Here is a 12959-nt window from a genome sequence, read left to right as displayed (position 1 = left end):
TGAGCAGCGCTGTGCAGAGAAGCTGCCGGGCAGTTCTCCCCATCCCCCTCCACGGCTGGTCGTGGGATGCTTCATCGGATCGGAAGGGGACACTCGCCCATGGGGCGAGTGAGGGGACGTCATGAAACGCAGAGCACGTCGGGTCGCCGGGGCGACGCGGGGACGCCGAGGGATCGCCTCCATCGGCGTCGTCGTCATTGCTGCCTCGACGCTGACGTATGCCGCGGTGACCAGTCAGGGCTCGACGGTCCACGAGGCCGATGTTGGTGACGGTGGTGTGTGGATCACGTCTGATGTGCAGGCGAAGTTCGGCCGGCTCAACAAGGTGGCTGCTCAGCTCGACGCTGGTGTCGCGGCTGATGTCGCGCCCGGCTCGGGTCTCGATGTCCTGCAGGACGGGTCGGCCGTGATCGCCTGGTCCAAGGCCACGGCCCAGTTGCAGCCGATCGATGTGGCGACGGCTCAGTTCCGTGAGGAGACGGCAACCGCACCGGCCGTTCCTTCGCGCGAGCCGGGCCGGATCAGCCCCACTCTTGTCGACCTGCGCGGTGGCACCATCGCGGCCGTTGACCCCAAGACCGGCAAGGTCTGGGCCCAGCGGGTGAATGCTCGCAAGGGCATCGAGAACCTCTCGGGTCTGGGCACCGGCGCGAAGCCGTTGGCCACCGCCGGTGCCGATGCCGTCCTGGCTGTCGGTGAGGACGGCTCGGTGCATGTCGCGTCCGGCGCCAGGGGCACGGTCACCACGATCCGCCCGAGTGGTCGGGCTTTCACCAAGCCGGTCACTGAGCCCAGTGGCGCCAAGGGCAGCCTCCTGCAGGTGACGGCACTGGGGTCGGTCTGGGCGGTCTATGACCCGGAGCGGGACGCCGTCCACAGCAGCGGTCACGCGGATGGCATCCCGGCCGGATTCGCTCCGGCCGAAGGCCAGAAGGCGTATGCCGCGGTGCAGCTTCCTGGGCCGACGGCCGACTCTGTGGCCCTGTCCGGTGGCAGCGGATTGCACATGGTGGGTCTCGGGAGTGGCGTCGGACAGGGTGGCATCGAGGTCGCCGAGCAGATGAACCGCAGCGGCGGCGTGCCGCTCCCCGCTCGCCCGGTCGTGCTGCGTGGCTGCGTCCACGGTGCGTGGTCTGAGGCCGGCAAGGTCTTCTATGGCGTCAACTGTGGTCGTGAGCAACCGGTCCCGACGGGCACCATCGACAACGTCAGCGAGACCCCCTTGCGAGATGGTGTCGCCTTCCGGGTCAACCGTGGCGTCATCGTCCTCAACGACCTCGACAACGGTTCCGCCTGGGACGTCCAACGCGACAAACAGAAGATCGACAACTGGGACGCGCTGATCCCACCACCACAGCGCGACGAGGACAACAAGAAGAAGGACAAGAACCTCGTCGACGATGCCGTGGCCCAGCAGCCGCCGACGGCCAAGCCGGACAACCTCACCGTCCGGCCAGGACGCACGAGCAAGCTGCACGTCCTGGACAACGACACCGACGCCGCGGGTTCGGTCCTGGCGATCGACCCGCGGGACGTGAGCGCCACCTCGAATCCCGACATCCGCCCCTCCGTCTCCGCCGACGGTCAGAGCATCGACGTCGTCGTTCCTTCGGGCACGGCCGCGCCGTTCCAGTTCACCTATCTCGTGGGCAACGGCAAGGTGAAGGCCAAGGCGCGCGCAACCGTCAAGGTCAACATCGCGGCAGAGACCACCAACAACGCCCCGTTCCTTCGGGAGGGGCAGGCGAAGCTGGCCAAGACGGCATACCCCGTTCTTGCCGGGAACCGCCTGGCCGTCCCAGTGATTGCTGACTGGCGTGATCCTGAATCGGATGCCGTCATTGCCAACGTCGAAGGCGAGTCGCTGAGCATCGACGGTCAGGGGCGGTTGGCCTACCTCGCGCCGCCGACTCCAGGCAAGGCCCAGATCGACTACGCCGTCGATGACGGACGGGGTGGGCGGACCAAGGGCGAAGTGCCGGTGGAGGTCATCGCGCTGACCGAGACGCGTGCCCGACCGCCGGTCACGCAGCCCGACGTCATCCGTGGTGTCGTGGGCAAATCGCTGCAGATCGAGCCGCTGGGCAACGACATCGCCGGCGCGGACCCGAGTGACCCGGACGACGAGATGCACCTCGCCGGTGAGGTCCGGGCGACCGGTGCCCTGACCGTTGACACGAACCTCGACACCAACGTCGTGACCGTCACGCCCTCCGCCGCGGGAACCTTCGAGCTCTCGTATGCCGCGCAGGTCGGTGGTGGCGTCGCACCGGGTCGGATCAGGGTGGACGTCATCGACGCTGCCGACCCGGACGCACCACCGGTGGCGGTCAGTGACACGGGGACATTGCGCGACCAGTCGCCGACGTTGGTGGACCCGCTGGCCAATGACTACAGCCCTCGGGCCGACGTCCTCGTCACCCAGGGTGCGACCCCAGCCACGAGCGATGACTCGTGGCTGCAGGCGTCGATCTATCAGGGACGCTGGATCCGGATCGTGGCTCTCGAGCCTGCTGGTGGCGCCGCCGATGCCACGCGTCGCGGGACGATTCGCTACACCGTGAGCGACGGGGCCAAGAAGGCGACTGGTGAGGTCACCGTGACGCAGAAGCCCTCGCTGGATCTCAATCCGGTGGTCGAGGACGACACGGCGGTCGTGCGCGAGGGCGACACCGTGGCCGTTCCCGTCCTCGACAACGACACGATGGCCGACGGCATCCCGCTGAAGATCGACCCCACCAGCGTCAAGGTCCTTGGCAAGGACGTCCAGCAGTCGGCCTTCGCGTCCGGCAACGTCGTGCGGTTCGTGCCCTGGCAGGACAAGCTCACGGCTGAGCAGCCGGTCACCGTCGAGTACGCCGCCTACCCCGAAGGTATGCCGGAGCGCGCCCAGACCGGCCGGATCGCCGTGCGTGTCCGGCCCCTGCCGACCACGGCCAACCCCAACCAGGTTCCTGTTGCGCGCAGCTTCTCATCGTCGGTGACAGCCGGGGACCCGCTGACAATCACGGTCCCGACTTCGGGTGTGGACCCAGACGGCGACACGGTCGGGGTGACCGGTGTCGTGGGGACGAACGGTGGACCGGTGAACCTCACCCTGGGGCGGGTCGTGTCGACTGGCCCGTCGACGATTCGCTACGAGTCCTTCCCGACGGCCTCGGGCACTGAGGTCATCAACTATGAGGTGGTCGACCGCTTCGGCGGCGTGAGCCGGGCCTTCGTTCGCATCGGGGTCGTCGCGCCAGGCGATGCCCAACCACCGGTGGCGATCGACGACTCGGTGACGGCTGCTCCGGGCAAGACCGTGACCGTGCCCGTGACGGCCAACGACCTCATCGCCCGTGGGGATTCCGTCGAGCTCGAGCACGAAGAGCTCAACCCCGACTCCGAGAAGTCGCAGTGGAAGGTCGACGCCGACGATCAGACGGTTTCGACCAAGGTCCCCGCCGAGGGTGCACCGGTCCACGACTTCGTCTATGGCATCACCAACGGTCTCTTCGACCCGTCCCGGGCCAGCCTTCTCGTGCGCGGCCAGAAGGACTGGGTCAACCCACCGACCGCGATCGACGACGTCGCCAAGCCCAAGCCGGGCGTGGCCGCGACCACAGTCGACGTGCTGGCGAACGACACCGACATCGACTCGGATCCGGCCACGCTCAAGGTCGCAGAAGTGCTCTCCCCGAACGCCAGGATCGTTGGCTCCAAGGTCGAAGTCACGGTCCTCGACCATCCCTACACCGCGCCCTACGTCATCGAGGACGAGGACGGCGCCCGGGCGATGGCCGTCATCCACGTTCCACGTGGAACGGGCGGAACACCGTTCGTCGTCGAGGGCGCCCTCATTGAGATGGACAAGGACTCCACCAAGACGGTCAAGCTCGGCGACTACGTGAAGTCGCCGCAGAGCCGGACCCTGGGCATCACCTCGGCCAGCACCATCTCTGCGGCCCCGGCCAAGAACATCACCCTGACCGCCGACGCCGACGGCACGTTGAACCTCACCTCTTCGGGCGGTTATGTCGGGCCGGCGTCGGTGATGTTCGAGGTCACCGACCAGATGAGCGACGACCAGAAGGACGTCCACACGGCATACGTCTCGGTTCCGGTGCAGATCGGACCGAAGGTTCCGCTTCTGCGCTGCCCGACGACCGCGGTGACGGTGCTCGCCGGCGGACTTCCGCGCGCGCTGGACATTCCCACGCTCTGCCGGACCTGGCTGCCGGTGGGCATGACGATGGACGACGTCACCTTCACCTCCGACTGGGAGAAAGAGGCTGCCGACGTCGAACTCAAGCGCAGCGGCACCCGCGAACGGGTCGTCACTCTCAGTGCCGGATCGGGGGCACGTTCGGGCAAGGGCGTGGTGCGCGTCGGCGTGCGAGGCTCTGACGTGACTGGTGTCGTCAACGTGACAGTGGTCGGCCAGCCCGCTGAGCAGGTCGGCGTGACGGATCCGCTCGCCAACATGCCCCCTCCGCGGCTGCGACCCATCACCGTCAATGGGCTTGAAGAGGGCAAGAGCCAGGAGGTCGACATCCGCTCCTATCTCGACTCCCCCCTCCAGGACGCGAAGTGCTCGGTTGACGCGGCGTCGGTCACGAGCGGCCAGGGCCTCACGGTCACGCGTGATGGTTGCTCGATCACGGTCTCGGCGGGACCGAAGCCGAGCCCCATCGGTCGGGTGGCGATCAGCGTGTCCGACGCACCCGGTCGCACGGCCAACGGTGCCGTCAGTGTGACGATGCTTGGCCGACCTGACCCGCCGACCAGCGTTGCGGCACAGGCCGATCGGGATGCTGGCGGGCGAGCGCGCGTGAGCTGGTCGGCACCGGCCTATGACGGCGGCGCCCCGATCCGCACCTACACCGCCAAGTGGACCGGTGGCTCGACCGGGAGCCTTGAGTGCTCGGCCTCACCGTGCACGATCGACGGGCTCACGAACGGCAAGGACTACTTCTTCACGATCACCGCGACCAATGTTGTCGGCGAAGGTGATCCCAGTGCGCAGAGCAACGCTGCCCGGCCCGACACCAAGCCCGGCCCGGTGAACGGCGTGACGATGGCCAGCCGCGGCGACGGCTCACTCACGATCAACTGGACCCCGCCCGAGAACAAGGGCTCGCCCGTGTCCAAGTACGTCCTGCGTCTCGTCCCCACGAGCGGTGGCACGCCCCGCACCGTCGAGGTGGCCGCCCCCGCGACGTCGACGACGGTGACCGGCCTCAACAACATGAGCCAGTACGCCGTCGCGGCCCAGGCCTACAACGAGGCCGGACCAGGTCCGTTCGGGACCGCCACCACCATGCAGTCGGCAGGGACGCCCCCGCCCCCCGCTGGTTTCAAGGCGACCCCGGACGGTCCCGGAGCCAACAAGAGCCTCGCCGCGATCACGCTGTCCTGGAACACGACCAGCCCCAACGGCCCACCGCTCAAGAACTACACCGTCAAGCGCCGCGTCAACGGCGGCGCCTGGGCTGACCTCAAGACCGTGGGCCCCACGACGACCCGCTCCACCGACCAAGTCCAGTACGACGGCCGCAAGTACGACTACGTCGTCACCGCGACCAACGGCGCAGACCTCACCTCACCCAACAGCGCCGTCCAGTCCTTCACTTCGATCGGCCAGCCCTCCAATCCTTCGGTCAGCGCCGCCACCCCGACCAATGACGAGCAGGTTCAGCTCACCGTCAGCCTCGGGCAGCCCCGCGCCGGCAGATTCACGAGCGTGCGCTGGTCGTCCTCGGCCGGCGGCTCGGGCACCTACTCATGCGGGTCCTGTCCCGCGGGTGGCCAGGTGACCATCGCGACCGGGCAGCTCCGCACGGTCGACCAAACCTTCACGGTGACGACCAGCAACGGCACCCGTTCGTCGAACCCTGCGCGCAGCAACTCCGTCCAGCCCTACGGCAAGACGCCAACCCCGGTGGCCAGCAGTAGTTCCGCGTCGGGCAAGACGGTGACGTTCACCTGGGACCTCCCGACCAACGGGAGACCGATCACCGCAGTGAAGATCAGCGGCGACAAGACCTACGACGGCCAGCCGATCACGTCCACCTCGGTCACCGCGGCCAACTACTCACAGAACGTGACGATCCAGATCGTGGCAGTCTCCGCCGGTGGGGACTCGTCGGCACTCACGATGACCCGTCGCACCGATGACCCGCCGCAGCCAGTGATCAGCAATGTCCGGCCAACCCCCGACCTTGGCTACGACACGACGGGCCAGGGGACGGGTCCGTGTGCGGACCCCACCAAGGGTTGCCCCAAGGTCGACTTCGACGTGACAAACTTCCCCCCCAACTCCTCCTGGAACTACACTTGCGACGGCATCACTGCCTCCGGTCAAAGGTTGAGCACGGCAAACAAGTCCTTCATTGTCGATGGGAGCGGCAACGACGGAAGGCCTTCCCTCTGGTGCATCTTCTCCAAGGACATCGTGCGGGTTGAGGTGAGCATGTGGGGCGGCCCCGGTCCCCAACCGGCCACCGCCTCTGGGGCTTGGCGGGCTCCGTACTGATGCGTCCAGATCTGACAGGAAGGCCGTCCCATGCGTGAGGGTGAAGTCATGGGCCTGAGCCACAGAGCCCGTCGCACGGCACAACGCCGTCGTGGGATGGCGTCCATCGGCGCTGTCGTCATTGTCGCGTCCACGCTGACGTATGCCGCCGTGACCAGCCAGGGTTCGACCGTTCACGAGGCCGATGTCGGCGACGGTGGCGTCTGGGTCTCGTCGTCGGCCCTGGCGAAGTTCGCCCGACTCAACACCCAGGCCAAACAGCTCGACGCCGGTGTCTCGACGGCACTGGCCGACGGCTCCAAGGTCGACATCCTCCAGGACGGCGCCGCCGTCGTCGGCGTGGCCACGGGCAACACCCTCCTGCCGATCGATGTCAGGACGGCGACGTCGCAGGAGTCCGGTGCGTCGGCCCCCGTGAGGCCACGCAGCGACGCCGGCAACTTTGAGCCGTCGACCGTCGATCTGCGTGCCGGCACCATCGCCACCGTCGACCCCAAGACCGGCAAGGTGTGGGCCCAGCGGGTCGACACCAAGGACGGCATCGAGTCCCTGCAGGGCATCAGCTCCACCGCGAAGCCGTTGGCGACCATTGGTGGCAACGCCTCGATCGCCGTCGACACCTCGGGCAACGTCATCGCGGCGTCGGGCACGACCGGTCGCGTCGTGACCATCGCCCCGGTCGGCAAGGGTCTGGCCAAGCCGGTGACCGTGACGACGGCAGTGCGGGCCCCGATCCTGGACGTCACGGCTGTCGGCGACACGTGGGTCCTCTATGACCCCACCAAGGACGAGCTCCATGTCGAGGGACGTGACGAGCCGATCAGCGCCAGTGCAGCGCTCGGTGACGGTCCGGCATACGCCGCACTTCAGCAGCCCGGCCCGAGCGCTGACACGGTGGTCATCGCCAACGTGGCCACAGCCCGGCCCGTCAAGCTGGACGGCGGTGACGGTGTCGGCGGTGTCGAGGTCCAGGAGCAGGCCAACCGCTCGGTCGATCCACCCATCGTCACCCGGCCCGTTGTCCTGCGTGGCTGCGTCCACGCCGCATGGGCCGAGACCGGCAACGTCTTCTATGGAGCCAACTGCGGACGTACCTCTCCGGTGGCGGCCGGAACGCTCGCCGGCGGTGGCAAGGGTGTCGTTCGTGACGGTGTCGCACTGCGGGTCAACCGCGGCAACATCGTCCTCAACCACCTCGACACCGGCGACGTCTGGGACCTCGACTCGACGAAGCAGAAGATCGACAACTGGGACGCGCTCATCCCGCCGACCAAGAAGGACGACGACAACGACAAGAAGGACGAGAACGTCGTCGACGACCAGCAGGTGAGTCAGCCGCCCAAGGCGATCCCCGACAACCTGCGGGTGCGCCCCGGCCGGACGAGCAAGATCCACCCGCTCGACAACGACACCGACGCCAAGGGATCCATCCTCGCGATCGACCCCAAGGACCTCACCGCGCCAAGCGCCTCCGACGTGTCGGCCACCGTGTCGAGCGACGGCCAGACGGTCGACGTCAACGTGCCCGCCAGCCCGTCGGCGACGACGATCACGTTCTCCTACAAGGTGAGCAACGGCAAGGCCAAGGAGAAGGCCGGCGCCAAGATCGTCCTCACCGTCGTCGGCGACGAGATCAACACTCCGCCGAAGTTGCGCGATGGTCAGGCCGAGCTCGCCAAGACGACCTATCCCGTGGTGTCGGGTGGCCGCGTGGCCGCCTCGGTCCTGGGGGACTGGCGCGACGGCGAGAGCGACCCACTGACTGTCGACGGCACCGACCCGAAGACGGTCATCGACGGCCAGAACCGCATCGGTATCACCGCGCCCGTCAAGCCGGGCTCGGCGAGTGTCGAGTATGCGATCAACGATGGGCGCCAGAGCTCCAAGGGCGAGGTCAACCTCACCGTCCTCGACCTTGCGCAGCCGAATTCGGTGCCGCCCAAGACGCAGCCCGACGTCGTGCGCGCAGTCCTCGGCAAGCCGGTCCAGCTCGAGCCGCTCGGCAACGACATCCCGGGCGCCGACCCCGGCGATCCGGATGCGCGCATGCGCCTCGCGGGCGAGGTCGCACCGTCGGGCCCGCTCGACGTCGACACCAACCTGACGACCGGCGTCGTCACCATCACGCCAAACGGTCTCGGGACAACCGAATTGGCGTATGCCGCGCAGTCCGGTGGGACCGTAGCGCCCGGTCGCATCCGGATCGATGTCGTCGAACCTGCCGATCCCGAGGCTCCGCCCGTGGCCGTGCCCGACGGTGCGACGCTGCGTGATCAGTCGCCGACCATCGTTGATGTCCTGGCCAATGACTACAGCCCTCGCGCGGACGTGATCGTCACGCAGAGCGCCGCTGTCGACACCGACAACACGTGGCTGCGCCCGACGATCTATCAGGGTCGGTGGGTGCGGATCGAGGCCCTCGAGCCGTCACCGATCAGTGGTGAGGGCAGTCGCCAGGGCACGGTCGAATACACGATCAGCGACGGCACCAAGCGCACGACGGGGCGCATCAACGTCGTCCAGCGGCCACCACTCGCTGGGGCGGCCCCGACCGTCGAGGACGACAGCGCGACGGTGCGCGAGGCCGACAGCGTGTCGGTCAGTGTCCTCGACAACGACACCATGGCCGACGGCATCCCACTGGTTCTCGACCCCAGCAGCGTCAAGGTCATCAGCGGCGGCGAGAAGAGGGCGTTCGCGTCGGGCAACCTCATCCGCTACGTCCCGGAGTTCAAGGGCCTCCCTGCGCCCAAGGACGTCGTCATCGAATACGCGGCGTATGCCGAGGGTTCGCCCGAGCGCGCCAAGACCGGTCGGTTGACGGTCACCGTCAACCCGCTGCCGACCAAGGCCACGCCCAACCAGGCGCCGATCGCACGAAGCTTCTCCGGGTCCGTCACGTCCGGCGAGTCGGTCACGCTGACCATCCCGTCGACGGGTGTGGACCCCGACGGCGACACCGTGACGATGCGCGGGATCGTCGGCAAGGACGCCGACGCGCTCGACCTCAAGTTCGGTCGAGTGGTCTCGATCGGGCCGTCGACGATCCGCTACGAGGCCTATCCCAACGCGGCCGGAACCGAGCTGATCCGCTACGAGGTGCAGGACCGCTTCAGTGCGACGAGCCAGGCGTTCGTGCGCGTCGGCGTGGTGCGCCCGGGCGACCCGCAGCCACCGGTCGCCGTCGAGGACGAGGTCGTCGCAGCCCCGGGCAAGCGCGTCACGGCGCACGTCCTGCGCAACGACCTCATCGCTCGCGGTGACGCCGTGCGCCTGGACTACAAGGCGCTCAACCCCGGCGACCTCCAGAAGCAATGGAAGGTCGACGAGGACGAGAACACGATCACGACGGTGACGCCCGAGCCGGAGGCGCCCACTCACCAGTTCGTCTATGGCATCGACAACGGCATCTTCGACCCGTCGCGCACCACCGTCCTCGTGCGCGGCGTCAAGGGCCACATCAACCCGCCGATCGCCCAGGACGACGTCGCCAAGGCCACTCCAGGTGAGCCGACATCGGTCGTGGACGTGCTCGCCAACGACACTGACATCGACTCCGACCCAGCCACTCTCAAGATCGTCGAAGTGCTCTCGCCGCAGGGCAAGATCGAGAACGGCAAGGTCCGGGTCACCCTGCTCGACCACCCCCAGACCGTGCCCTACGTCATCGAGGACGACGACCAGGCTCGTGCCCTGGCGTTGATCTATGTGCCTGCCGGCGACAACGGTGCCCCGTTCGTCGTCGAGGGCACGCTCATCGAGATGGACAAGGACTCGACCAAGACGGTCAACCTCGCCGATCACGTGAAGTCACCGCGCGGCAAGGTCATCGGCATCACCGCGGCCGCGACGATCTCGGCATCGCCGGGCGAGTCCGTGTCCGCCCGGGCAAACGGTCGGGACGAGATCACCCTCACCTCGCGTGGCGGCTACATCGGCCCGGCCGCGTTGATGCTCGAGGTGAGCGATCAGCAGAGCGCCGCTGAAAAGGATGCGCGGACGGCATACGTCTCGATTCCGATCCAGGTCGGACCCAAGGTCCCGTTGCTCCGTTGCCCGGGTACTCCTCTGGTGGTCTCCGCTGGTGGACGCGCGCGTGAGGTCGACATCCCGACCTACTGCCGGGCGTGGCTTCCCGTCGGCATGAATCTTGACGAGGTGAAGTTCGAAGCCAAGTGGGACCCCGAGCCCAAGGATGTGGAGCTCGAGCAGGCCGAGACCGGTGGGCGCCTCGTCAGCCTGAAGGCCGGTGAGCGTGCGCCGTCCGGGACCGGTTCGGTCACCGTCACCTCGCCGGGTATGCCGTCCGTCAAGTTCCCCGTGCGGGTCCTCGGACGTCCTGGAGACAGTGACGCCGAGCGGGCGGCAGCTGCCGCCGCCGCCGCTGCCGGCGGCAAGGACGCGGCCGCTGCTGCCGCTGCATTGGGCCCACCGCGGCTTCGGCCGATCAAGGTCGACGGCCTCAACGAGGGTGAGTCGGAATCGATCGACGTGAGTCGCTATCTCGACTCGCCACTCGAGAAGCCGTCGTGCTCCATCGCGGCCGCCGCGCTCGAGAGCGGCACCGGCATCGAGGTCTCGCGCAGTGGTTGCACCCTGACCCTGCGCGCGACGAAGCAGCCCAGCCCCAATGCCACGATCTCGCTGCTCGTCTCCGACGGACCTGGTCGCCAGGCGGCCGGTCGGGTCACCGTGACGATGCGCGGCAAACCGATTGCTCCGACCGGGGTGAGTGCCGTGGCCGACCGCATCGCCGGTGGCCAGGCACGCGTCTCATGGGTCGCGCCGAGCTATGACGGTGGCGTCACCATCTCGCACTACACCATGAAGTGGACCGGTGGCAGCTCCGGGACCCTGCGTTGCACCTCGTCGCCGTGCACGGTGACTGGGCTGACCAACGGCAAGGACTACACGTTCACGGTGGTTGCCACCAACGCGATCGGTGACAGCCCGCCGAGTGGGTCGAGCAACGTCGTCCAACCCGACACCAAGCCCGAGGCAACGTCCGGCGTGCGGATGGTCTCTCGCGGTGACGGCACCCTCAACATCGCCTGGTCGCCCGCACCCAACAAGGGCTCGGCGATCACCAAATACGTCGTGCGCCTCATCCCGACGAGCTCGGGCTCTGCGCCCCGCACCGTCCAGGCGGCGGGGACTGCCACGAGCACCACCGCCGGCGGGCTCAACAACAACACGCCCTACTCCGTCGCCGTCCAGGCCTGGAACAAGGCCGGGGCCGGTCCGTTCGGGCCGGCCGTCCAGATGCAGTCGGCGGGCACCCCACCTGCAGTCACCGGCGTCAACGGTGCGACGCGAGGTGCCGGAGCGGCATTCGACTCGGAGTCGGTCACCGTGACGTGGAACCAGCAGACCAACCCCAACGGCCCGCCGCTCAAGCACTACACGATCTTCCGCAATGTCGACGGTGGCGGCTGGACGCAGATCGGGAGGGTCGGGGCACAGACCCGCACGCTCGCCGACACCATCCCCTATGACGGGCGTCGCTACGGCTACACCGTGACTGCGACCAACGGTGCCGACCTCGAGTCGGCCAAGGGCACCCCGTGGACCTACACCTCCGTCGGCGTCCCCAGCACCCCATCGGTGCGGGCGGAGACCCCGCGACCCGACAAGACGATCATCGTGAGCGTTGCTGTGGGAGAGTCTCGCTCGGGTGGCTTCGCCGCCATCCGATGGACGTCGGGCAACAAGGCGGGCACCCACCCGTGTGGCTGTTCGGCCAACACGACGGTGAGCTTCTCGATCCCCAACGCCGGTATCAACCCGCAGGCGGTGACCGTCCGCACGCTCAACACCGGGGGCCGGGAGTCGGCCTATGTGACGAGCAACCAGGTGACGCCGTTCGGTGACTCGCTCACACCCAACAACGTGAGTGTCTCGGTCAACAAGCGCGCCGTGACCTGGCGCTGGGACCTGCGCGAGAACGGTCGCCCGATCGACAGGGTGCAGGTGAGCATCAACGACGGACCGTTCGTCGCCTCCGACAACCGTCAGTCACACACGCACAATGGCGAGTGGTCCACGAACTACAACATCCGGGTGCGCTCGCACGCGACTCCGACCGGTTGGAGTGAGCCCTCGAACCGGGTCGGGGCGAGGACCGAGGACGAGCCCTTCAATCCCCAGATCACCGACGCCCGCGCAAAGAGCGGATGTTCGGGCCCGAGCGGTCAGCCATGCGTGAAGTTCTCTGTGAGTGGCTTCAAGCCGGGCACCTACGACGTGATCTTCAACCACAGCTCAGAGCCAGGAAACTTCAACACGACAACGCCACTGAATGTGGGCGGCAACGGCAACGGGACGTGGGACGGCTACTACTTCGTCCGCAAGCACGGCACCGCGCTCAACATCAGGTTCATTGGTCCCGGAGGAAACTTCGTCCTGTCAACGCGGTGGTGATGCTGGTGCTCGAGCACTCGGC

The 12959-nt window shown here is 67.7% G+C and carries 2 protein-coding genes; both read left to right on the top strand.

Annotation, left to right across the window (positions count from 1 at the left end; genetic code table 11):
* Positions 1 to 121 precede the first annotated feature (121 nt).
* Complete coding sequence (locus V6K52_RS19855; protein WP_353951837.1) at positions 122 to 6517, top strand: fibronectin type III domain-containing protein; 6396 nt, start codon at positions 122 to 124, stop codon at positions 6515 to 6517.
* Positions 6518 to 6547: 30 nt separating this feature from the next.
* Positions 6548 to 12937 (top strand): fibronectin type III domain-containing protein, encoded by a 6390-nt coding sequence (locus V6K52_RS19850; RefSeq protein WP_353951836.1) that lies wholly within the window; start codon positions 6548 to 6550, stop codon positions 12935 to 12937.
* Positions 12938 to 12959: the final 22 nt, after the last annotated feature.

Source organism: Knoellia sp. S7-12 (genome assembly GCF_040518285.1).
In the GTDB taxonomy this organism is placed as follows: domain Bacteria; phylum Actinomycetota; class Actinomycetes; order Actinomycetales; family Dermatophilaceae; genus Knoellia.
Note: the sequence above shows the minus strand (reverse complement) of the source record. Positions and strands in the feature narration are given on the sequence as shown.